The organism is Labilibaculum sp. (assembly GCF_963664555.1).
Lineage (GTDB): Bacteria > Bacteroidota > Bacteroidia > Bacteroidales > Marinifilaceae > Labilibaculum.
Map to the genome: position 1 here is coordinate 1,382,483 of NZ_OY761461.1, position 22,906 is coordinate 1,405,388.

Here is a 22,906-nt window from a genome sequence, read left to right on the forward strand (position 1 = left end):
CTGTGTATTGTTATCCTATAATAACCGTTATTCTATGAGTTCCTGATTTTAAAATTGGAATCATGTTGCCATTCACTGATGTTCCATCAATTTCAATTGATTTTACCCCTTTGTTTTTCCCATCAGGATTTAAGATTTTAATTTCATAACTTACTCCACGAAATTGACGGGTTACGGTGTATTCTTTCCATTCTTTTGGGACACAAGGATCAATTTTTAAGCCATCGTAATCTGGTTGAATACCCAAAATGTATTGAGAGATGGCATAGAAATTCCACGATGCAGTTCCGGTCAGCCAGCTGTTTTTTCCTTCGCCTGGTTTAAAAGCATCTTTTCCGGCTACCATTTGGCAGTATACATAGGGTTCTACCTTGTGTAATTCGCTGATTTCTTCCAAATAGGCTGGGCAAATCTTACGAAAATATTCCCAGGCCCGATCTCCTCGACCTAAAAGGGTTTCCCCAATAATTATCCATGGATTGTTGTGGCAGAAAATACCTGCGTTTTCTTTATATCCGGCAGGATAAGTTGAGATTTCACCATATTCAATTTTATATTCGGTGAAGGCCGGATTGTTTAAGACAATTCCAAAAGGAGTATCCAAACGTTCCTTAACGCTATCAAGAGCCTTTTCCATCAAACCTTCCTCACGGCCAATTTCGGCCATGGTACACCAACCTTGCGATTCAATAAAAATTTTACCTTCTTCGTTTTCTTCCGATCCCACTTTTTTGCCGTAGTAATCGTACGCTCTTAAAAACCATTCTCCATCCCAGGCATGATCTTTAATTGTTTGAGTCATTGCTTCAACATGCACTTTGGCTTTATCAGCTTCTATGGTATTGCCAATTCGTTCGCAAAGTTTAATGAATTCTTTTCCATACACTACGAATAATCCAGCAATCATAACCGATTCGGCAGTCCGTCCTTTTTTATTTCCTGTTGTTTGAAACGATTCGTTTGGATTTGTTGAGAAGCAGTTCAGGTTCAAACAATCATTCCAATCGGCACGACCGATTAAAGGCAATTGATGAGGGCCTAAGTTATTGACAACGTGATCGAACGATACTTTTAAGTGATGGAATAAAGACTGTGCTTTCGACTCATCATTATCGAAAGGAACCATTTCATCCAGAATACTGAAATCACCTGTTTCTTTGATGTAACATGTTACTGATAAGATTAACCATAAAGGATCATCATTAAAATCCCCTCCTAGGGCATGATTTCCCATTTTTGTTAATGGTTGGTATTGGTGATAACATCCGCCGTCCTCAAATTGGGTGGCAGCAATGTCTAAAATCCGTTGTCTTGCCTCTGCTGGTATCTGATGAACGAAACCAATGATATCCTGATTGGAATCACGGAATCCCATACCGCGGCCAATTCCGCTTTCGAAGAAACTTGCGCTTCTCGACATGTTAAAGGTAACCATGCACTGGTACTGATTCCAGATGCTAACCATTCTGTTTAGCTCGGGTTCTTTACTTTCCAGATTAAATTTATCAAGTAGTTTAGACCAATAGTTTTCTAAATCTGCGAAAGCAGCATTTACTTTCTCTGTTGTATCGAACTGAGCCATCATCGCTTTGGCTTTCGTCTTATTGATAACTCCTTTAGATGCCCATTTGTCTTCGTCTTTGTTCTCTACATATCCTAAAATGAAAACAAATTCCTTTTCTTCATCTGGTTGTAATTCTACTTCGATATAATGCGATGCAACTGGCGACCATCCGTGAGCAATGCTGTTGCTGGCTTTGCCATTTTCAATTGCCTGAGGTTTGTCGAATCCATTGTGCATACCAATAAAGCTTTCACGATCGGTATCAAAACCATTAATATCAGAATTTACAGAAAAGAATGCGTAATGATTTCTTCTCTCTTTGTATTCTGTTTTGTGATAAAGAGCAGATCCTTCAACTTCTACTTCACCAGTTGACAGGTTACGTTGAAAGTTGGTCATGTCATCTTCAGCATTCCACAAACACCATTCAGCAAATGAGAATAGTTTTACTTTTTTTACTTTGTCTGATTCGTTTTTCAGTTTCAAAAGGTGCACTTCTCCCATATAGTCGAGTGGGATGAAGCAAAGTAAATTTGAAGAAAGTCCATTTTTACTACTTAAAAAACGGGTATAACTAAGGCCATGACGGCATTCATATTTATCCAGTTCTGTTTGAGTTGGTTTAAAGCCGGGGTTCCATGTGCACTCCTCATCTTTTATATAGTAATAACGTCCGCCCATGTCTACAGGAACGTTATTGTAACGATATCTGGTTAATCTTCTAAATTTCGCGTCTTTATAAAAAGTATATCCTCCCGCTGTGTTTGATATTAACCCAAAAAAATCTTTATTTCCAAGGTAATTAATCCATGGAAATGGAGTTTTTGGTGAGGTAATAACATACTCCTTGTTGGCATCATCAAAGAAACCGTACTTCATAATACTAATATTAAATTGTTTACTCTTTTAGGTGTTGTTGGCACCAAATTATACTTATATATTCTAATTTTTTTCTCTTGTTCTTCTGTCTGCAAGTTCGAGAGTTATTTCATTCATTTTCGTTTGATTCAATGGATATATTGTCATGAAAATTGCACCTAAAATGGCAATGATCGCGGGTACCCAACTCATCAACATTGTAATTCCTGGAATTGCTCCCTGAATGGCAGAATAATCTTGTCCGTTGTAATGAAAAGCAGCCAAAATAAAACCGATTATTGCACCTGCTATACCACCACCAAATTTGGTGGCAAATGAACCTGCCGAATAGATTAGGCCGGTAGCGCGCCGGCCATTTTTGAATTCAGAATAATCAGCGGCATCGCCAAGCATAGCAAAAAATAGGGTTGGAAATATTGCTGCAGAAAACTCTGATACAATACCCAAAATAAAGATTGCAATGATGTCGCCCGGGCCGCAAAATATGATTGATGCATTCACTACTCCTGAGAAAATTAATGCGTAGATGAACAGCTTTTTCTTTCCTAATTTCTTGCTTAAGGGTGCAGTAATCATTGCGCCGGCAATAGAAGCAAACATTAATGCAACCATAAAAGATGCAGCTAAAATCTGATTGTGTAAATAATGAGTAAAGTAAATTACTACGATTCCCTGCTTAATTGAATTGTAGATGCTGAACAACAATCCGATTGTTAATAAGACTAACCAAGGTTTGTTACGGATCAAATCTCTTAAATCTCTCCAAAGATCGCTTTGCTGCTCTTTGGGGGGGTGAACTCTTTCTTTCGTAGTCCAGAAAGTGATAAACATGAAAAGGACTAAAAAGGCAGACATCACATAAATGGAATAACTATATCCACTTTTTTGGTCGATAATAACAATTTTTTCACTGCTTAGATTTTGTTCGCCTGAAACAATGAACGAATAAGTTTTGTTGGCTTCCATTGAGAAACTCTTTCCTGTAGTAGGAGAATTAGTCGGATTGTTATTGTTTTCCCAGATAAAGTTTGCAATGCCATCTTTTGTTTTAATGTTTACATTTTCTACATCAGAAGGAGCAGAGACAGTTACCTGAAATCTATCGGAAGCCAACTCGTTTACACTAATCGTTGGATTGATATTTCCAAAATGTGCAACCAAATAGAGTAAAGCTCCTTGTACGAGCATTCCGCCGGCAAAAGCCCCCACCATTCTGTACGATCCAATACTTGTTCTCTCTTTGTCATCACCTGTCATTACCGCCATTAATGCGCCGTAAGGAATATTGTTGGCGGTATAAACTAATGTGAAAATGATATAAGTTGTATAGGCATATATTATTTTGCCCGTAGGACCTAGATTTGGAGCAGTGAAAAGAAGAGAAAGAATTACGCCTAATGGTATTGCTGTAAACAATATCCAAGGTCGAAACTTACCATACTTCGTATTTGTTCTATCGCCGGCAATTCCCATTAGAACATCGCTAATGCCATCTGAAAGACGGGCAATTAACATTAGTAAACCTACAGCAGCTGGATTTATCCCAAAAACATCAGTGTAGAATATGAATAGAAAAGTTGCTACACCTCTCCAGGCTATATTGGCAGCACCATCGCCAAGAGCGTAACCAAGTTTTTCTTTAAAAGATATTTTAGTAGAATCTGACATTTTTATTTTTTAGACTGTGAAATCAAATAATTCCTTTTTTGTTTTTTCATAAACCTCTCTGCTGAATACATAAAGGCGTGCTGGTTTATGAGCAACTCCTGTTTGTTTTTCATCCGTAGGAATCAAATATTTCATGCGGGCAATTTTTTTTCTGAAATTTCTCTTGTCCAACTCAGTGCTTAATATCACCTCGTATATGTTTTGTAGCTGTGTCAGACTAAATTTTTCAGGAAGCAATTCAAAACCGATTGGTTCTTGCTTAATTTTATTTCGTAACGCAATTAAAGCTTCCTCCAGAATTTGATTGTGATCGAATGCCAGTTCTCCAACTTCTGATACAGGAACCCATTTCACATTTCTGCCTTTCCACTCTAAAGTAATATTCTGTGTTGCCAGAAGGGCAAAATATCCAATTGATACAATTCTTTTATCAGGGTCTCTGCCATCGTGAATTAACCATCTTCTGTCGTTCTCCTTTTTTAATCTGTCGGGATGTGCAAATGTTTTGAATTGATCAAGGAATACATTTTTTAAACCTGTTAAGTCAAATAAGACACGATAAGCTGCCTGCTCAATGGTTTCATCTTCATAGATGTGATTTCCTGTTAATGTTAAATCTGTAAATTCGGGCTGTCCTGTAGAATTATTAGTAAGTGTTCTATCTACAAGTAGAACTTGAAGTTCTTGTCCATTGTATCCGAATATTACGCAATCTACAGATATGTAATCGTTAAGTGGTCTGCCTGGCATCTTTATAGTTGGGGGTTATATCTTATTTTTTTAATTAAGTGTTAAAGCAACACTAACTATATTTGATGCTAATGTAAATCCTTTTTTAGAAAAATCAAAAAATGATTTATGTCTTTTTCGAAATCGTATGCGGCAGAGGTTGTATAAAGTACACTAAGTTGGTCTGTTTTTCGGCCTTTTAGGATGTTGGTTCTTTTTTATCAAAAAAGCTTATTTATAACAGGTATAAATAATATTGATTTCAGATTGAGGGAAGGAATCAAAACGGAGAATAGTAAAAATAAAATTTATTTTTTCATTATTGGACTGTAGTTAGCTGGTTATTTTTGTTGAGACATTTATTGATTGCATCCAATAGTGTGTTTTTTCCTACCGGTTTTGAAAGATAGAGGTCGCAGCCGGTGGATAATATCTTTTCCCGATCACCAGACATTGCATATGCTGTTTGTGCAATAATTGGAAGTTCCGGTTTTATATTTTTTATTAGTTTTGTGGCTTCGTATCCATTCATTACAGGCATATTGATATCCATTAACAGTAAATCAATTTTTTCTATCTTTTTGCAATAATCTACAGCCTCTCTGCCATTTTTAGCCCGAATGCATTTGGCGTTTTCTTTGCCAAGTATTTCTGCCAAGTATGAATAACTTGAATCGTCGTCTTCGGCAATAAGAATTGTTTTTCCTTTCAGATTGAGTTTTTGCTGAAAAGTGCCATTGGTATGAATTTGTTTTGCATCTTCCAAATAAACAGGAATTGTAAAAAAGAAGGATGCTCCTTTTCCTATTTCAGATTCAACCCATATTTCACCACCTAATAAATTAATTAATCGTTTGCATATGGTTAATCCTAAGCCGGTTCCGCCATATGTTCTGGTTTGAGATTCATCGACCTGTCTAAATACTTCGAAAATTAATTCCTGTTTATCAGCTGGAATGCCAATTCCAGAATCAGTAACATAAAATTTCAGCATTGGAATTTGATTCTGGATATATGCATAACAGCCAAATTCAACGCTTCCCGAATTGGTGAATTTTAGAGCATTTTTTAAAAGGTTAAGTAAAACCTGTTTAATTCTATTTTGATCTGAATTTAAGATGGGGTAAATGTTTCCCTGATTAGTGTTCATTTTGAGCTTAATCTCTTCTTTTCCCAAAATTAGCCGCTCATTTTTAATGATGAATTGCACTTCATCCAGCATGGATTGGATTGAAAATGGTTCATTCTCAATTCTAATATCGCCTGTTTCTATTAAAGAGATATCAAAAAGATCTTCAATAAGAGCTAATAAGTTATTACCGCTCTTGTTTATTATTTTATTAAAATTAAGAATATTTTTCATGTTTGAATTCTCATTAATAAGTTCCGAAAATCCGATTACTGCATTTAGTGGAGTTCTCAATTCATGCGACATACTTGCTAAAAAAGTCGATTTTATCCGGTCACTTTTTTCAGCATCTTCCTTGGCTGCAATTAAAGCTTCGGTAAGATTTTTTCTTTGCGTAATATCTTCGATCATGGCCAAATGACATGGTTTCCCTTCCGTTTCAAAATCAACTTTTGCTACAGTTAGCTTAATCCACCTGCAGTACCCCTTTGGTTGTATCAATCTTTTTTCAATGGTATAATTTGTAATGGTGCCTGCCATTAATGATTTCATTTGATGCAAATCTTGCTCTATGTCATCAGGATGTGTTATTGATTTCCAATTGATTTTAGACAATTGCTTTTTGGAGTATCCAGTAATCTCGCAATATTTGGAATTCACACGAAAAAACATTCCGTCGTTAGAATTCACCAAAGCTATGCCAAGAGGAGCTCTTTCAAAGATATTTTGAAATTTTTCTTCATTTATTTTATTTGATTTTTCGGCATTTTTTCGTTTGGTAATATCCGTAATAAAGCCTTCCAGGGATATCAAACGATCTCCTTCGAACACACCACGGCCACGTTCCCAAATCCAATGAATTTCGCCATTTTTATTTCGAATGGGATATTCTTCTAAGAATGCTTCTTTACGCTCTAAGGTTTTCTGCCATTTTTCCCATAAAAAGTCCTGGTACTTAGGTAGAATAATTTGATTGAAATTAATTTTCTTTTCGTCCATTAAATCTTTGGCTGTGTAACCGGTGATATCCTTGCATCCCTCGCTGACATACTCCATTTTCCAATCTTTGTTGTTTGCACATCGGTATACAAAACCAGGAAGATTATCAAGCAAGGTTTCCATCTTACGGTTGCTTTCTTCCAATTCGGACATTTTAATTTCAATGTACGCGTTTAGCTCTTTGTTTTCCTTTCTCAATTTATCTTCCGCATCTTTAATACGAAGCATAACATTCAACTGCGCGATTAATTCTTCTTCTTCAATTGGTGTTGAAAGAACTGCATTTGCTCCCATTTTTAATCCTTTAATCTTGCTCTTTTTATCGCCACTTATGGAATTAATCAGAATGATTGGAATGTGTTTTGTTTCAGCTTCTTCTTTTAATTTTTCACACGTTTCAAAACCATCCATCCCCGACATCATAATATCTAGAATAATAGCGTCAGGCTGTTCTTTTTTTGCCATTTCGATTCCGTCTAAACCTGACGCGCATGTTACGAATGAACAAGTGGAATAGCACTTTTTGTGTATCGTTCGGTAAACTGTTAAATTATCGTTATTGTCGTCGATAGCTAGAATCTTTTTCATAGGATTAAATAAAGAAGTTTTCAATTTTAGATAGCATCTTAAACTGCCAACCAACTCCGCTATCTAATTATTACAATCAGTTTCAAGATTGCAGCTTTACCTTCAATCATCGCGCCAGCAGTGAGAGTGATAACTGGAATGTGTTGTATTTTTATATCAGACTTAATTTAACTTACTGCTTCAGTAGTGTCTATTCTAGGAAAAACAGATAGTTTCCTCGAGTATAAAAGAAAACGATGTGTAAAATAGAAACTTCAAAAACACTACTAAAAATCGTTATTATTGTGTTAATAAACAATATAAATAGTCTTGGTTTGTTAAATAAAATGGAAATATGGGCAAGTGAAAAATAGATGTATTAAATGCAAACGATATCTTTCAATTTCTATCTAAAATTGACTGTTTATCCTGTTAAAGATGATTGGGAAATAAGTACCTTTGGTTTTATTCATTACATTAATTCATAAAAACAAAATAAAAGCGCGTATGATAAATGAAATTGTAAGAGTTCATGATAAATTTTCTGTAGAGATTAAATTGGGGTATGAGCCTCGTAAAGATCGAAAGGTGAGTGAGTTTTCCATAAAAACCTGGCTTTTTATACCTAGTGGTTTGGATATTAATTCGTCTACCTATACAAAAGAGGACTTTTACAACGATTTTATATAAGGGGTATTACCAATCGGGCAAAAAATTAAAGTTGCGTTAAATCGTGTGAATCCTTTTGGTGGTGGGAGTTGTGGGCTTTTTTAAGAGGTTTTAAGGTAATAACAAATCGCGCAAAGCATTGAATATTGATTGAATTAGGATTGAATTATACAAGCACTGATTAAATACATTTAAGGAATGTTGTAACCTTTGATATAATTGGACTTAGAGGAAATTAGGAAAACGACTATGCGGTTAAATCTGCATGGTCGTTTTTTTGTGTTTAAATGTTGAAAAGGTGGCAATGCATTACAAAAAAGTGTACAAAATAGGTTACAGTTTTTTATTCTTAAAAGATGAATATCGTATATATATTTGTATAAAACCTACACACAAATGCGAAATACCCAACTGAAAAATAAAAGAGACAAACGTATCGTTGAGACATTTTATAAACTATACGATGTTCAACGCTTACGTATGGATGACGTTTTACGTACTCTATCAGAGGATTATTTCTTTTTAAGTGTAGACTACATTTACAATATTATCTTCTACACAAAGGAAAACAAAGATTACTACGACCAACTGGTTGATGGTGCTTTGGTTTTAAGTAAGAAACAATTAAAAGCATGTTGAATAGTAAGGTTTAAAAGTGAATGATTAGTGCGAGCTTGGTTGGCTCGCACTTTTTTTTTAAGCCTACTTTTTAGGTACAACAAAGAAGTCATCAGCGTCGGTGGTTGGTGGACGCACGTAAGCTTCATCAGACAACTCAATTTCATTAACAGTCTTTTTATCGCTTTCAATTTGTGCGCTTGCATCTTCTACGTTACAGACAAATGAAATACGGTACATGTTTCCTGCTCCACCAGATTCTTCTCTTCTCATATCTACCCGACGCATGGTTTGAAAGGTTTCGCCACTTGTGCCATGGAAAGCGGTGTGTAAATCTGTAAGTGTGCGTAAATAGTCAATTGCGCTGGCTTGATTGTAAGATCCTATGTAAGTGTCGCTGAAGGTTTCGAAAAAGAAATACAAGTCTACCTGTGTGTCGCATTCCTGAATGAGCTGAGATAAATCTCTACACTCATTGGTATTGAAACTAATAAACACGGCTGGCGTAGGGAATGGTAACTCCTCAGTTAGATAACTTATTTGCTCGTGCCAAAGATCCACCCATTGAATGTCTGGCAATTTTTCGTTAATGCGTTCTGCAATTTCTTGATAAAGGTCTGTCCATGCTTCCATAACTGATGCTATTTAAATGGTATTTAAACACTCTTTAAATCTATATTTATAGTGGGATTATTCCACTGTTTTTCTATTTGAAATTTAATGGTATCACCAAACCACTTGTCAAAGTCTATCATCATGGTTTGACTGTTACCCATAAATTGATGTTTAGGTATTTTGATTTTAGAGCCAACAGGCTTTAAGGCCATGGCTTTGCAAAACATTGCTTTCTTACCCAGCGAAACATTACGCTTGTTTAGTGATACCGCTCCCTTTTTGTTTACTGATACATTACCGCTAAGCTCGTAGAATTTAGCCCAGAAGTACTTTTTCATTTTAGCAGTAACAACAATGTGACCGCCTTTGTTGTGGATGTCTGCATATTCAGAATCAGCAACAACTACAACTTTACTAAGTGAAGCTGAAAGTTTTTTGATTGATCGCATTAAGCGGCCTTTGTTGTACATGGTTCGTTTGCCTGCCATTGGATTGCTGGATTGTGTCCACTTTTCAAAGCCTGTATCTGTAAAACCACCTTTAACAAAGCTTTCTTTAAAGAACTTAACCGACTCAGAACCTGCATAACGAGAGGCATTCTTTTTGAGTTCAACAGCCATTTTTTGAAATTCGGGCACTTTATTTTTGTTTGCCATAGAAAGTTGTATATTTGTAGTGAGAGCGGACGAGTCCAATCTCAGCCCAAAAGGTGAATGTTTCCGGCATTCACCTTTTGTTATTTTATTCTACTTCGAAATACTTCTGATAATTCTTTTGAGCCAATTGCTTGCGTGTAACTATTATTACCATGTTATCCTTAATGACAACAACCTTTTTAATATTGGCTTTCCCAATTCCATTTAACTCTCCTCTGAGCTTGGTTGCTGCTATCTTTAAGCAGTCAGCTTCAGGAGCTTTCGAGATATCTAAAACAACCGCTTTACATCCTTGTTTATTGGCAGTATTTACGCCATTGGCTACAAATTTACGAGTACTTGAAGCAACATCCGGGTTAAAGGTTTTTAAATCGGCTGTATAACTTGTTTTTCCAATAGCCATTTCAGGGTTTTTACGGTGAAGTTTAGCACTGTTTTCGATGTGTGGCAAAATGTAGATATCCTGCTCTAATTCTACCGCTAGTTTTTTTGCAGCCTTAATGTTTGCAGTTCCATCAGATAAGTCGTAAAAGTCGTTTACATGCACTGTTTGCTCATCAACCGTGATTGTTTGATATGGCATGTGTTGTTTCATTAGCTCAGTATTATCGCGAATGATTCCACGCTTTTTATCAACAATGTTTTGAAAATAACTTTGTTCCTCGTTGAAGACCTTGCCAGTTTTGTAAGGGTTGTTGGAAAATTTAACGCCTTTAATTGTTTTACCACTAGTAGGTTTTTCGGTGGTTTGTTCCCACCAACAACGGCAACCGTAATCAAATGGAGCAAGTGCCGTTACTTCATTAACCGGAATAATTAAACCTTCATTAGCTGCATGACTGTTTCTCACCTCACCATCACCCATGGTTCGGTATTTCATGTTCTGATAAATATCAACATCCTTTATATAAGAAGCATATTCCTGGGCAGAACTAACACAATCACCTGCGAACTTTGCTTCTGTACTTAGCCACTGTTCATTATGCTTGTTTACAATGCCTTTTGCCTGATTAATAAAGTCCTCTTTTTTGGTTTTGCCAGTGTTTAAACCATCCAGTTGCTTCATTAAGTCGTGGGCTTTTGCACCTGCAAATTGCAAAATGTTTTCCCGGAACTGTCGGGTTATACTCTCATCGTAGTAACCTTTACCCCACGCTTTTTGGGCTTCCTTATTAAAGGCTGCGTAATTCTTCAATACCAAATCCTTATCCAAGTCGGTGGTTTTCACCTTACCGTCGTAGATATCATTGGCCAGTCTGTCAATTGCCTTATCCCATGTAGCAGCAAATAGTTCGTAAACCTCAGTCTGCGCCTGTGGTGAAACTACTCTTTGTCCGTTTGCGTCAGGATTTTTTTTTTGACTGGTTGTTTCGGTTGTTGTTTTATCAACAGCAGCCTTAAGCTTTGTGATCGGTAATCCTGTTACTTTTACAAGTTCCTCAAGATCGAATTCATAATGCTGTGAAAGATCCTTAATCGCTTTTAATATTCCAGTTAATGTTAAAGATTCTTTTTCATCGTACTCAAAACTTAGGTTTTCAAATGGTGCATAAACAGAAGATAGTTTTATCAGTCTCGGTTTTATCTCTTCATTGAAATAGTATCTAAACAACAACTTGTCTACTTTATTTCTGTAGACTAAAAGTCTTTCGTGGACTTCAGCAGATCCTACATAACTTTTTTCGTCTGTAGTTCCTGTGCCTCCGAGTAAGCGTTTACTCATCAGACTGTCTGCATATTCGTTAAGTGATGAGAAACTTTTATAGGCATCTACATTGTAGTTATTTGGAATTTCGATCTTCTCAGATCCCTGCAATACTGCAAAGTGATTCATTCGAAAATTAACAAGCATGTCGTACAGCTCATCACGACGCGTTGTGTCCATTCTCTCGGTTATGGCAAAAACAGGTGGCACACCAAACTTATCGATATAAGAAAGCCACGATCCTAAGCCTAGTTTTTTAGCGATAACAATAAGTCCTATTTGTGCATATAAACCTAAACTCCAGTCATTACCAATCTGCACGTAGTAGTTACTGTATTTGCCTTCTTTATAGGAGACTCCATTTTCGTCCCACTCTTCGTTTACAATAATTCCTTTGTGTGCCAAAAAGTTTCCCTGTGGTATTTCTATTACCTCTTTAATCTCCCCTTTTTCATTCAATTCGAATAATTCGATAAGTGTGGTGCCCTCAAATGTTGATTTTACAACCAATCTGGCAAGCTCTAAAAACCAAGGTTTCTCAAGTAAGCGCTTTGCTTCTTCATCGGCGTTTCCATCCTTATCTACAAGGTTGTACTTTGCACACTGAATTGGTAAAATACGGTTGTCAACGCAACTACCTAAGTGCAAATCGGTATTCATGCTTTTATAAAAACGCATCAACTCTCCACGGCGTGGGTTTTCCGGATCGGTTGCAGACATAATGGATTTAGTGAGATCTTCAATCTCTTTTTTTTCCATTGTTTGCGCCTGCCGTTTCCACGGCGCCCCCTTCTCGGAGCGTTTGTGATATTCGTTATATAGAGAGTTGTTTTTAACCCGACTTAAAATTACAGTCTCAACAGCATTGCCGATGTGTCCGATTATTCCAATTTTCTTACCCATTTAAATAGTGTTTAAATAAAAAAGTTATCGTTTGTGTTGTTGCCGTAAACCGGACTTGCACTTGTGCCGTCGATACTGGTTAATTTAGGACAGTTGATCAGGTTCATGGCTCCGCTCTGGATTCGTTCCAAGTCCTTTTTTGCATCGCTGTAAAGCTGTATGTAATCCTCCGGAACTTTACGTGCTGCATTGCGTCGTACTGATCGGTAAACCACGATGCTTGCAATGACTTGCACTAATACACCATTTCGAACTGGAGTCTCTTCTTTAAAAATTACTTCAGTATCGTATTTGCCGGAAATATAGGATATGGCAAAATCGATTGCCTTTTGCTCGATGTTATTAAGCAATTCGTTGTTGTCCAATTCAACTCCCGGACTCATGGCTACACTTTCGAACATTAGCCGTTCCTGAATTACTGCAATAAGGTCTTCTTTGTTAATGTACTTCATGGCATATTGTATTTTTGTTTCATTTTACCGGATCTGTAACTCTTTTCTCCAGTGTTACGTCTACGTCCGGGAGTGCAATATTTATCTAAAGCAGAAATAGCCTGTTGGTCTGCATCGGGACTGTCGTCGTGTTCTGACATTCCCTCTTCAATAGCGCATAGTTGCATAATACCAACCTGTGTGTCAGCATGGCTTTTTAATGCTTCATTGTAGTATATGCGGCTATTTTGGTAATATGGTTGCATTGTTATTAAGCGCTGAATTTTCTTGGACATCGGAGTTTTTATTTCCATCAAATTCAAGTCTATATTGTTTTCATCTTCAGCCTCACTGATAGAACGCTCAACCTCACCATTCCAAAACTGACTTTCAAATTGTCCTATGTAGTTAATACCCTTTGGTAGTTGCTTTTTAAAGCAGCAGTTCCAATTAGCTGCAATTTTCATTTTTGATTGTTTTACATAGCAATCAATTAGCCAAAAATTACGGCCATGCAAACCCCAAACCCTTATGGCATTATAGTCACTTGTTTCATTGTCTGTGTAAGCAATATCCCAATGAGAAATGATCATTTTAAACTCTTCGAGAGGTGGAAGTTTAGCCCATTGTATTTGATCTTCGGAAAATATACTGCCCTCTAACTTCGTTTCATGCAAAAATTCAGCATAGGCTGCAACGATTCCCATATCTCGCTCCATTTGCTGGTAATATTCTTTGGTGTACATGGCAGGCCAAGCCGGTTGATGATTTGTTTTATTGTAGCCTTTTACCTGTCTAACCCTCCAAGATGGGTGTCGCTCCTGTAATATGGTTTGCGTCATTACACGCGCAAAGCGGTTGTTTGCATAAATCAAACGTCGTATGTTTCCAGTCATGGTTGGAATTATATCACGCTCAATACTATCAGCTTGCTTACGCATGCGTTTGTGGTTGGAAATGGTGTCCGGAGTTTCCAGATCATCTATCACCCAGAGGGTTGGTCGGCGGTGCTTGATACGCACTCCACGAACTTTCTTTTTAATACCAAATGATTTGCCAATGAATCGCTGGTCGATAGTTGCAAAATCGCCATACTCCCAAGAACCTTTGCATTCTTGTTTTCCAAAATCGTGAATTAAAAGTGGATTTCCTGCCAATTCTGCCTGAACATCTGCGATAAGATCCTCTGCACGATCTTTACTATCACTCATCAAGCAGAAAAACATATCTTCTCCCCGCATCCACAACCAAAGAGGAATGATAACATTTGCCCAGACAGACTTTGCTGCACCCCGAAACCATTCAAGAAAAATAAATATAACCATCTCCATAGCAATTTCTTCAGCAGCATCGATCTGAAATTTCGCACTGTCAGCAGTTGCATAATGAGGAAGATATGTTTGCACCATGTACAATACATTATCTTGAGCATGGCGAATGCGTTCCTGCTGATCTTGCTTGCTTTCAAAAGGATTCACGTCATTGCTTTTTCTAACAATGTCGAGTTTCTTCAGGTACTTTTCCGCCTTTATTTTATCAGCCTTTGCTCTTGATGTTGCCATTAGAAATTTTTGTATTTATCTCTTAATAAAAAGACTATTTTATTGTGGTAAACAGCTTCGTAGTAATCAAGCATTTCGACACTATCCCGGTCTGAGACGTATTCTTTTATCTCGTTCATGAGTTTTACAAGCTTGTTGTAACAATACAGTTTTACTATAATGGAAAGTTTTAATTTCATTACCCTATCTCCTGTGTTTTTTTGCGTATTATCGTGCTTTGGAATTCAATGGTTTTTTCCCATAGCTCTTCGTCGTGCATGCGCAGAGAATTAAAGATCTCATCCATTACATCGATAAAAACACCCAGCGTGTAACTGCTGTTATCAAGCGTTACCAATACTTTGTTAAGTTTGCTTATTTGGTCGCTTATGGAACTGGCTTGATGACGATAAAGAGCCTCTTCTTTTGAGTCACCTGCATGCATGGCATCATTAATAAAGGCCTCCAAATCTAAGCGTTGCTTACTGAGCAGGTTGATCAGCTTTCGCAGATTGTCAGTTTCGGTGGATTGACATTGCATTCTTGCTTCCCGGATATCTCTCCATTTTCCTTCGGGATCGTTATTAGCCCAGGAGCTGATAGTAGCTTCTGTTAAATTTAAGCGGGCCGCTACCTCTTTTTGCTCCAAACCTTGCACAACAATATACTCGAAAGCCGCACGCCGAAGTTTCGTGTATTCAATTTTTGGAAGTTGAGGCTTCCTTGGTTTTCTTTTTGTCTTTCCCATTTACATACAATTAATACACTACAAAGTTTGCTTGAATATGTTGCATTGAAAAAACGTCTTTTTATGCACACTAAATATTTTGTGATTATCAGATGTATAGGCACATGCACATACATATGTTTTCATTATGAAAACGTGTTTTCACATTGTAAATATTTTAACAAAACTTTGTGACACACAATTCAAGAAATTATGAGTAAGAAATTGCTAATAAGTGTCTATGCGAAAGATGAAGTAGGTCGTGTGGATATTATCGGGTCAATATCCGAATGGAATAAGAACAACGCGATGGATATGCGCACCAAATGTCAGGATTTGAAAGATTCCGGCATTACAAAATGCCATGTTTATATAATGAGCGTTGGAGGCGATTGTTTTCAGGCAAACGAGATTGTAAACATCTTAGTTGAAATGTTTGGGAGTTACACCGGGGACGGTGGAGCAATAGTAGCTAGTGCCGGAAGCTATATAGCTGTTAATGCAACATCTTTCGAACAGGCTAAAAACGGTCAGTTCATGATTCACAAACCTATGGGTGGTGTGTATGGAAATGAAACCGAAATTGAGAATTACCTCGCTTTGGTGAAAAACATGACCACTACATATTACGATTCTTACAAATCTGTACTCAAAAAACCGGAAAAGGAATTTAAAGCCAAATGGGAAGCCGGTGATTTTTGGATGACCGCTGATCAGGCTGAGGAGTGGGGATTTGTTTCAAAAGTAAAAGACCCAATAAAGATTGACAAAGAAACAGCTACGGCTATTAAAGACAGTGGTTCGCCAATCGCCATAGCAATGGAGCATATTACTCAAACACCTAAAGAAAATGACATGGATTTGAAAGCAACAGCAATTGCTATCGGTATGGATGCAAATTCTACTGAAGAGCAGGTAAACGCACGCTTGCAGGCAAACGCTCAAAAGGCTGCGGATTACGATTCTCTGAAAGCAAAACAAGAGCAAAAAGAGAAGGAAGAAAAAGCATCTAAAATTAAGGCCGAGCTAGATGCTGCCGAAAAAGGAAAACGCATTACGGCCGATGCACGTCCGCAGTGGCAGGCGCAATTCGATAAGGATTTTGAAGGCACTAAAGCATTGCTAGACGGCGTGCAAGGTGTTGAAAAACCATTATCGGCTGACATTAAAGCCGGGGCTGATGGTAAAGGAGCTACTTACGAAGGTAAAACTTTTGAAGAGCTTCAAGACGAAGCTCCTGAAACATTGGAAGCTTTGCAGGATAACAACCCAGAAGCTTACGACAAGTTGTTCGCTGACTGGATGAAACGTAATAAATAGAAATAGGAGGATTTTTTTATGGCAACTATAACAGATGGTAACTGGCTAAACCAATATGTATCTCCTCAGTTATTGCAGGAGTTTAAAAACTATAATGACGACTTTTTAGCAGCTCTAAAAAGTGCGCCTAAAGCAGCTATTACAGCGGATGGTATCCGTTTTAATAAGCTGATTAACAACGTAGGATTCTACGTTGATAACACTTCAGACTTTACCGCAAAGAAAATGACTGGTAAAAAGGTATTTGTTGAGTGGGAAAAGTACGATACTGACCCTACCGAAGTTGATGACGCTGAAATGCGCTCATTGGCTTACGATAAACGTTCTGTTATACGTCAAAAGCACACAGAAGCGTTTAAGTTGGGTTATCGGGATCACGTTATTTGGAAGCTTGCACCGGATGATAACACTGTAGCAGAAATGCCAGTTGTGAGAACTACCGGGGGTAATGATGGTAATGGTCGTAAGCGTATGACTTTTATTGATCTGGTACAATATCTCGAAGTTGTTAAGGCTTTGAATTTGCCAAACATGAACGATTTGAACATTGTTCTTAATAGTCAACACCAAACCGATCTGATTATTGACAGAGATAGCGCGGCTTACTTCGCGAATAAGCAAATCTTTTTCGACCCAATTACCGGTAAGGTTAAGTCTGTAATGGGCTTTAATTTCTATGAAAATAATGCCGCTGTAGCTTATGCCGGAGATGGTAACAAGTTAGCAAAAGGCGCTGCGCTTGGTGTTGGTGATCAGTATGGTTCTCTTTTCTTCTACGGAGGAAACACAGTTAAGCATATCGAAAAGGTAAAAGCTTTGTATAAGCCGGAAACTCAGGATACTGAGTCGGCAGATCCTAAAAGCGTGTTCCGTACTCAAACCTACGGTTTGGTTGACCGTGTAGAAGATTACGGTTTTGGTGCGATTGTGAGCGCAAATGTTTAGAATACAGCCCTGTCGTTTGGCAGGGCTTCACCTTAAAAATTTTCACAATGAAATTGAAAATTAAAAGCAAAGAGGAACTGACAGCCATTGCCAAAGATATTTTTGGTCGTTATAGAAGTGCTGAAAATGTAGCTGTTACTTCAGATGGTACGGCATTTATCACTGATGAAAACGATTTGGCTGTGAAGAATCACAGTGTTAAAAATCGTTATGGCAAAAAGTTGGCAATTACTGAATTTACCCGCGATGATGTTGCTACTTCTGAAAAGAGTGAGAAGAGTAAAGCAGGTAAAAATGCCAAAGAAAAAACAGACGACAAGTCTGGTAAAGGCTCTGAAGGTAAATCTGGAAAAGATTCACAAAAGAAGAGTGGTGAAGGTGCTAAAGATCAAAAAACAGCTGAAGACTTGATAGCTGACATTGACGCTGCTACCGATGTGGATGTTGTAATTGCAATTGCTGAGGCAGAAAAATCAGGCGAGAAGCGCAAAACGGTTTTAGATGCTGCTGAAGCTAAATTGGAATCTCTTAAAACTGCTGAATAATGAGTTTTAAGGGAGCTACAATAAACAGATCAAACGGCAATCTTGGCAGAAATTCCGGGACTGACCGTGTTGTTTGTATCATTGCCGGGGCTACCAAGCCAGCAGACACAGTCTATAATAAAGCTTACGAGCTTTTGGACATAACCACTGCTGAAGACTTAGGTATAACAGCCAGCACAGACGATACAAACAAAGAGTTACTACATTATAATTTATCGGAAATGTTTAGGCTTGCGCCTGAAATGAATTTTCACCTTATAATGGTAGAAGTTACTAAAACAGTTGCCGATTTGGTAGCCGATGATTCTCTTAAGGCCGCTATTCGTGGCATTGATAATGTAAACGTATTAGGTCTTTCCGGTATTTCAACACTGGTTGCAAACGCTGAAGTAGATGCTGTGGCTTTACAAAGCCTGGTTACTTCATTTGAACAGGAGTACTTGTACATTGATGGCATTTTTGTTGAAGGTGTTGGTGGTGCTGTAGCTTTGGCTGTTGCTGATTACCCTGATTTACGAGCACTTTCGGCCCGGAATATTCATTATATGGCCGGACAAGATCCTGCTGTTTCAGTATTAAAAGCCGAATATGCCAAGCGTGCCGCTATTGGTATTGTTTTAGGATCTGTTGGTGTTCGTAAGATTCATGAAGATTTGGGCTCTGTTGATATCGAAGAAAAGCCACGCAACCGCCGGGGTGAAGAAAATTACAGCTTAAGCGATCCTAATTTAGGTTACTGGCTAACCTCTGCCTTAAGCGATGGTACGGGATTCGAAACGCTAACTGAACCTGAACAAAAAAGCCTGACTGCAAAAGGCTGGATGTATGTAGGTGGTTTTACCAACTACTCAGGTTATTATCTGAACGGATGTCCCGGAGCTGTAAGTAAAGACAGCGATTACGCTTACTTCAATTACAATTGTATTTGGAACAAGGCTGCGCGGATTATACGCAATACGCTAATCCCACGAATTCGTTCAAAAGTACCGACAGATATAGCTACAGGCTATCTGAAAAGCACATGGGTAAGCGGTGTTGAAAGCTCAGTGAAAGAAGCTTTGCAAGTAATGGTATCAGCCGGTAATATTGAAGAGTCAGACGTGTACGTTAATCCCGCTCAAGCTATTTCAGAAGATTCACCTTTGAAAGTGAAATCGAAATTAGTAGTTGGACGCATTGTACATGAGTTTGATGTTGATTTAGGCTTAACGAATAATCTATAATAACATGGCAAAAGCAAGCAGCATAATTAATAAGTTCGGGAAAATGGCAGGGTGGAATTCCATTACTGTAAACATGCTCGGACGCGACTTAGAAGCCATTACTGAGGTGGAATACAATGACAATATTGACATTGATGTTGTACGAGGTGCCGGTGCATTTCCGGTGGGTTATGGTGAGGGCAATTACGAGGCTAAAGCCTCTATTTCCATGTATGTTGAAGAGTGGAACGGATTACAGCGCTCTTTGCCTCCGGGAATGAGCATTGCCGAAATAGTGCCTTTCCCGATTGTGGTGGAATATGAGTACGACGGCTTTAAGATGAAAGACGTATTTACCGCGAAACTAAAAGGTCGTGGTGTCGCTGTAAAACAAGGCGACAAAACAATAGCCTATAAAGCAGATTTACTGGTTTTAGGGAAAATTAACTGGAATATTTAACCATTTAAACACCATTTAAAAAGATGAAATTAAAAGTAATTTTCGGGCTTATTGCCCTATTGGTTGCAATTGTAACCGTTCAGGCTGTTGAACCTGTCCATATTGAATTTGTCGCTGAGAAAGCTAGTCAATTGATGCATGATCGTGCTTATGTGGCCATGGCTGCACCAATAATTTTAAGTACAAATATCACTCAAGAAATAATCAACGACATGAAGCTGAAGTATAAGCGAGTTAAGTTGATTACCGTAACTGTTGAACCTGCAATTTACGACATCGACGAATTGACTCAACAAGACAAAGCCAACTTGAGGATACTAGGAATTGATATCGATATTGTTTGTAACAAAGAGATTGGTATTGAACAGCGTTTAGAGCCATTAAAAGAATTGGTGGAGCTTGTGAAATACGATGATAAAAAGAAAATCATTGATTCACTACCAAAGTTTACTGGAGAGGAAATTGAGGAGGCTGAGCAATATCAGTTTATTGTAAGGCGACCTGACAGGGGGTTAACTCGCATGCTTAGTGAATTGGCATCTAAAAGAAAAGTAGACGAGTTGATGGAGAAATCTATAAAGAATCTTGTAGTTGGTGGTGATTTAGAAGCTTTAGAAGATGGTGTAGTTTTCGCCAGTGTCTTTAAGCGACTAGAAACTTTCCTTACCCCTGCTAAAAGTTTTTTATCGAGAGCGTAGAAAAGCACAAAGTAAAAGACGAAGATTTCATACGTCAGGGCGATATTTTAATACAGAACACTTTTAATATCGACCCTGACAAATTGGATGACGACGAATGGTGTAAGACCTACGCAGACTTTTTATATCTCAATAAATTACAACATCAAAACATGAAGACGGCTATTCTTGCCGCTCTTGCTGAACTATTAGGCGATGTCGACAACAACTCAGTGGATACTTGAATTGGTAGATAAAATTACCAGCCCGATGAAAAACATTACCGGCTCCTCGGAAAAGGCGGCCAGTGGTGTTGAGGGTGTTGGTAAAAAAGCTGATGAAAGTGGCAAAAAGCTGAAAGAAATGTCGGCCATTGATTTGTTTGCCATTAACGACGCGGTTCAAAATATTGCCCGTGAGTTTGAAAAAGTAAACGCTCCCGGCGCAGCGTTTAATGCTCAGTTAATGGATTTATCCGCAATTACCGGAGTTGTAGGAGATGACCTTGAAGACATGGGAAAAAAAGGACGCAAAACTGCTAAGATATTTGGCGTTGATGCTTCCGGAATGCTGGAGAGTTACAAAGGTGTTCTTTCCAAATTGGGGCCAGGAATAGCAGACAATCAGGATGCGTTGGATTTAATGGGTACCGACATTGCAACACTCAGTAAAACGATGAAAGGCGATGCAGTAGGTGCTATGAATGCGCTTACCGGATCTGTTCTACAGTTTGGTTCTGATATTAAAGACCCGATGGAAATGGCTCGGTTGATGACTGAGCAAATGAATATCATGGCGGCTTCTGCAAAAGAAGGCTCCGCCGAGGTTCCTTTTATTAGTCAAAGCATAAAACAAGCCGGTAAGTCTGCCGATTCTGCAAATGTAAGTTTTGCAACTACCAATGCCGTTATTCAGGCCATGGGACGGGCTACTATTTATGGCAGTGAAGCTGGCGTCGGATTTCGTAATATGTTGGGAAAAATGGCCGGGGCTGATGTAATTCCCAAAGAAGCCCTTGAGAAAATTACAGCCCTCGGCATTAACTACGATTTGATTTCTGATAAAACCGTTCCGTTCATTGACAGATTGAAAGAGCTGCAAAAAGCACAGGCTGACAATACTCTTATTGCACAGATCTTTGGTGTAGAAAATCAAAACTCGGTTAATGCCATTCTTGATAATATCCAATTTATTGAGGAACTGGAGGGTAAAATAATAAACACCAATACAGCTACCGAGCAGGCAAACGTCATAATGGGCGGCTATAACGAGCGAATGTCACGCATGAAGACGTGGCTTAACGATATTGCCATTGGTATGTTTGGTGTAACCAGTAAAATAACACCTCTGGTTACAGGACTTGCCGGTACTGTTTCGGTGTTTGCGAATATGGCTAATGCACATAAAGGTGTATTACTTCTTTTTAATACCCTTAAAACAATGCCGGTGATTGGCTCAATTGTGTCTGCCGGCAGTGCAATTGCTTCTACCGGCTTGGGTATGATCACTACCGCCGCACGGGTTACCAGTGTGGCTATTATGAATATACCTATTCTTGGATGGATTGCAGCTATTGTGGCCGGACTGATTGCTTTAGGCGCTTACTTATGGGAAAATTCTGAAACTTTCCGTGGTGTTGTAACAGGTGTATGGGAGGTTGTTAAGCGTGTTTTTGGCGGTATTGGTTCATTTATAAGTAATATTTGGACTAATGTTATTGAGCCTGTTTTTACTGCCTTCTATAATGTTTGGAAATGGGTTGCTACAAGTATTTGGGATGGTGTTAATGTGATGTGGGAAGGATTCAAGCTTATTGGCACATTCTTATTTGATAATTTCCTAAAACCTGTAAAAACTGCTTTTGAATGGGTACTTGATTTTGTTGGTGGAATTATTGATAAGATAATTGATAAACTGGCTGCGCCGATTAGATTTATAAAGGGCTTATTCAAAGATATTGCCGGTGCATATGAAGAGGGCTCTCAAAAAGGAGTAGACAGTTACAGGCGTGATCATCCTGAAGACAATCCTGAAGACTTAACACCAGAACTTACGCCAAACGACTCACCAAAACCAGCTGGAGCAATGCCGGCAGGTGGTGTTTCTCCAATTATTACTCCCGGACAATTAGGCAAAAGCGGCACCTTAACCGGAGGAACAAAGAAAAGCGGTTTAAGTGGCTCAGGTTCCGGTGGCGGTGGAATCAAAAATATCAGTCAGAAAATTGAAGTGAAGAATATTTTTAATGTGGGTGCAAACACTACACAAAGCGAAATAGAGGCTATTGCCGCTAAAGTGGTAAGAGCTATCAATACAAAATTAAGCGACGGAATGGTCGTTGCAGGCGCATAGGTATG

The 22,906-nt window shown here is 38.2% G+C and carries 19 protein-coding genes; 9 read left to right on the forward strand and 10 right to left on the reverse strand.

Annotated features, from left to right (window positions below; genetic code table 11):
• Positions 1-10 precede the first annotated feature (10 nt).
• From ACKU4N_RS05630 to ACKU4N_RS05645, 4 genes are all read right to left on the reverse strand, one after another.
• Positions 11-2,443, reverse strand: coding sequence for a glycoside hydrolase family 94 protein (locus ACKU4N_RS05630; protein WP_321321417.1), 2,433 nt, complete (start codon positions 2,441-2,443; stop codon positions 11-13).
• Between the two features lie 63 nt (positions 2,444-2,506).
• Positions 2,507-4,111, reverse strand: a complete 1,605-nt coding sequence (locus ACKU4N_RS05635) for an MFS transporter (RefSeq protein ID WP_321321419.1) — start codon at positions 4,109-4,111, stop codon at positions 2,507-2,509.
• Between the two features lie 9 nt (positions 4,112-4,120).
• Entirely contained in the window at positions 4,121-4,861 is a 741-nt protein-coding gene (locus tag ACKU4N_RS05640) for an NUDIX hydrolase (RefSeq protein ID WP_124992048.1), read from the reverse strand.
• 298 nt (positions 4,862-5,159) lie between these two features.
• Positions 5,160-7,556, reverse strand: a complete 2,397-nt coding sequence (locus ACKU4N_RS05645) for a response regulator (protein WP_321321422.1) — start codon at positions 7,554-7,556, stop codon at positions 5,160-5,162.
• Between the two features lie 486 nt (positions 7,557-8,042).
• On the opposite strand from ACKU4N_RS05645, the gene ACKU4N_RS05650 reads away from it, so the two are divergent.
• Both ACKU4N_RS05650 and ACKU4N_RS05655 read left to right on the forward strand, forming a co-directional pair.
• Complete coding sequence (locus tag ACKU4N_RS05650) at positions 8,043-8,225, forward strand: hypothetical protein (RefSeq protein WP_321321424.1); 183 nt, start codon at positions 8,043-8,045, stop codon at positions 8,223-8,225.
• A gap of 375 nt (positions 8,226-8,600) precedes the next feature.
• Positions 8,601-8,843 (forward strand): hypothetical protein, encoded by a 243-nt coding sequence (locus tag ACKU4N_RS05655; RefSeq protein ID WP_321321426.1) that lies wholly within the window; start codon positions 8,601-8,603, stop codon positions 8,841-8,843.
• A gap of 63 nt (positions 8,844-8,906) precedes the next feature.
• Here the strand turns inward: ACKU4N_RS05655 and ACKU4N_RS05660 are convergent, their stop codons facing one another.
• From ACKU4N_RS05660 to ACKU4N_RS05685, 6 genes are all read right to left on the reverse strand, one after another.
• Complete coding sequence (locus tag ACKU4N_RS05660; protein WP_321321428.1) at positions 8,907-9,455, reverse strand: hypothetical protein; 549 nt, start codon at positions 9,453-9,455, stop codon at positions 8,907-8,909.
• 23 nt (positions 9,456-9,478) lie between these two features.
• The gene (locus ACKU4N_RS05665) at positions 9,479-10,093 is read right to left on the reverse strand and encodes a hypothetical protein (protein WP_321321431.1); all 615 of its coding nucleotides are present in this window, start codon (positions 10,091-10,093) and stop codon (positions 9,479-9,481) included.
• Positions 10,094-10,178: 85 nt separating this feature from the next.
• Entirely contained in the window at positions 10,179-12,701 is a 2,523-nt protein-coding gene (locus tag ACKU4N_RS05670; protein WP_321321433.1) for a phage portal protein family protein, read from the reverse strand.
• A gap of 11 nt (positions 12,702-12,712) precedes the next feature.
• Positions 12,713-13,153 carry a phage protein Gp36 family protein gene (locus tag ACKU4N_RS05675; RefSeq protein ID WP_321321435.1) on the reverse strand — a complete coding sequence of 147 codons (441 nt, stop codon included), beginning with the start codon at positions 13,151-13,153 and terminating at the stop codon, positions 12,713-12,715.
• The gene (locus ACKU4N_RS05680; RefSeq protein ID WP_321321436.1) at positions 13,150-14,694 is read right to left on the reverse strand and encodes a hypothetical protein; all 1,545 of its coding nucleotides are present in this window, start codon (positions 14,692-14,694) and stop codon (positions 13,150-13,152) included. The genes ACKU4N_RS05675 and ACKU4N_RS05680 overlap by 4 nt, the downstream gene beginning before the upstream one ends.
• Before the next feature lie 178 nt (positions 14,695-14,872).
• On the reverse strand, positions 14,873-15,421 hold the full coding sequence (locus tag ACKU4N_RS05685) for a hypothetical protein (protein ID WP_321321438.1): 549 nt from the start codon (positions 15,419-15,421) through the stop codon (positions 14,873-14,875).
• A gap of 192 nt (positions 15,422-15,613) precedes the next feature.
• Between ACKU4N_RS05685 and ACKU4N_RS05690 the strand changes: the two genes are divergently transcribed.
• The 7 genes from ACKU4N_RS05690 (at position 15,614) to ACKU4N_RS05720 (ending at position 22,901) form a co-directional block, all read left to right on the forward strand.
• Complete coding sequence (locus ACKU4N_RS05690) at positions 15,614-16,720, forward strand: ATP-dependent Clp protease proteolytic subunit (protein WP_321321439.1); 1,107 nt, start codon at positions 15,614-15,616, stop codon at positions 16,718-16,720.
• Between the two features lie 18 nt (positions 16,721-16,738).
• Positions 16,739-17,665: a hypothetical protein gene (locus ACKU4N_RS05695; protein ID WP_321321441.1), complete on the forward strand. Its 927-nt coding sequence runs from the start codon at positions 16,739-16,741 to the stop codon at positions 17,663-17,665.
• A 47-nt stretch (positions 17,666-17,712) separates the two neighbouring features.
• Positions 17,713-18,210: a hypothetical protein gene (locus tag ACKU4N_RS05700; RefSeq protein ID WP_321321444.1), complete on the forward strand. Its 498-nt coding sequence runs from the start codon at positions 17,713-17,715 to the stop codon at positions 18,208-18,210.
• Positions 18,210-19,433 (forward strand): DUF2586 family protein, encoded by a 1,224-nt coding sequence (locus ACKU4N_RS05705; protein ID WP_321321446.1) that lies wholly within the window; start codon positions 18,210-18,212, stop codon positions 19,431-19,433. The genes ACKU4N_RS05700 and ACKU4N_RS05705 overlap by 1 nt, the downstream gene beginning before the upstream one ends.
• Positions 19,434-19,437: 4 nt before the next feature.
• On the forward strand, positions 19,438-19,872 hold the full coding sequence (locus ACKU4N_RS05710; protein WP_321321448.1) for a hypothetical protein: 435 nt from the start codon (positions 19,438-19,440) through the stop codon (positions 19,870-19,872).
• Positions 19,873-19,895: 23 nt separating this feature from the next.
• A complete protein-coding gene (locus tag ACKU4N_RS05715) occupies positions 19,896-20,570 on the forward strand; it encodes a hypothetical protein (protein ID WP_321321450.1) in 675 nt (224 codons plus the stop codon).
• A 195-nt stretch (positions 20,571-20,765) separates the two neighbouring features.
• The gene (locus ACKU4N_RS05720; protein WP_321321453.1) at positions 20,766-22,901 is read left to right on the forward strand and encodes a phage tail tape measure protein; all 2,136 of its coding nucleotides are present in this window, start codon (positions 20,766-20,768) and stop codon (positions 22,899-22,901) included.
• Positions 22,902-22,906: the final 5 nt, after the last annotated feature.

Coding starts and splice junctions, on each gene's coding strand:
- ACKU4N_RS05630 (WP_321321417.1), bottom strand. CDS start 2,443: ATGAAGTACGGTTTCTTTGATGATGCCAACAAGGAGTATGTTATTACC.
- ACKU4N_RS05635 (WP_321321419.1), bottom strand. CDS start 4,111: ATGTCAGATTCTACTAAAATATCTTTTAAAGAAAAACTTGGTTACGCT.
- ACKU4N_RS05640 (WP_124992048.1), bottom strand. CDS start 4,861: ATGCCAGGCAGACCACTTAACGATTACATATCTGTAGATTGCGTAATA.
- ACKU4N_RS05645 (WP_321321422.1), bottom strand. CDS start 7,556: ATGAAAAAGATTCTAGCTATCGACGACAATAACGATAATTTAACAGTT.
- ACKU4N_RS05650 (WP_321321424.1), top strand. CDS start 8,043: ATGATAAATGAAATTGTAAGAGTTCATGATAAATTTTCTGTAGAGATT.
- ACKU4N_RS05655 (WP_321321426.1), top strand. CDS start 8,601: ATGCGAAATACCCAACTGAAAAATAAAAGAGACAAACGTATCGTTGAG.
- ACKU4N_RS05660 (WP_321321428.1), bottom strand. CDS start 9,455: ATGGAAGCATGGACAGACCTTTATCAAGAAATTGCAGAACGCATTAAC.
- ACKU4N_RS05665 (WP_321321431.1), bottom strand. CDS start 10,093: ATGGCAAACAAAAATAAAGTGCCCGAATTTCAAAAAATGGCTGTTGAA.
- ACKU4N_RS05670 (WP_321321433.1), bottom strand. CDS start 12,701: ATGGGTAAGAAAATTGGAATAATCGGACACATCGGCAATGCTGTTGAG.
- ACKU4N_RS05675 (WP_321321435.1), bottom strand. CDS start 13,153: ATGAAGTACATTAACAAAGAAGACCTTATTGCAGTAATTCAGGAACGG.
- ACKU4N_RS05680 (WP_321321436.1), bottom strand. CDS start 14,694: ATGGCAACATCAAGAGCAAAGGCTGATAAAATAAAGGCGGAAAAGTAC.
- ACKU4N_RS05685 (WP_321321438.1), bottom strand. CDS start 15,421: ATGGGAAAGACAAAAAGAAAACCAAGGAAGCCTCAACTTCCAAAAATT.
- ACKU4N_RS05690 (WP_321321439.1), top strand. CDS start 15,614: ATGAGTAAGAAATTGCTAATAAGTGTCTATGCGAAAGATGAAGTAGGT.
- ACKU4N_RS05695 (WP_321321441.1), top strand. CDS start 16,739: ATGGCAACTATAACAGATGGTAACTGGCTAAACCAATATGTATCTCCT.
- ACKU4N_RS05700 (WP_321321444.1), top strand. CDS start 17,713: ATGAAATTGAAAATTAAAAGCAAAGAGGAACTGACAGCCATTGCCAAA.
- ACKU4N_RS05705 (WP_321321446.1), top strand. CDS start 18,210: ATGAGTTTTAAGGGAGCTACAATAAACAGATCAAACGGCAATCTTGGC.
- ACKU4N_RS05710 (WP_321321448.1), top strand. CDS start 19,438: ATGGCAAAAGCAAGCAGCATAATTAATAAGTTCGGGAAAATGGCAGGG.
- ACKU4N_RS05715 (WP_321321450.1), top strand. CDS start 19,896: ATGAAATTAAAAGTAATTTTCGGGCTTATTGCCCTATTGGTTGCAATT.
- ACKU4N_RS05720 (WP_321321453.1), top strand. CDS start 20,766: ATGTCGACAACAACTCAGTGGATACTTGAATTGGTAGATAAAATTACC.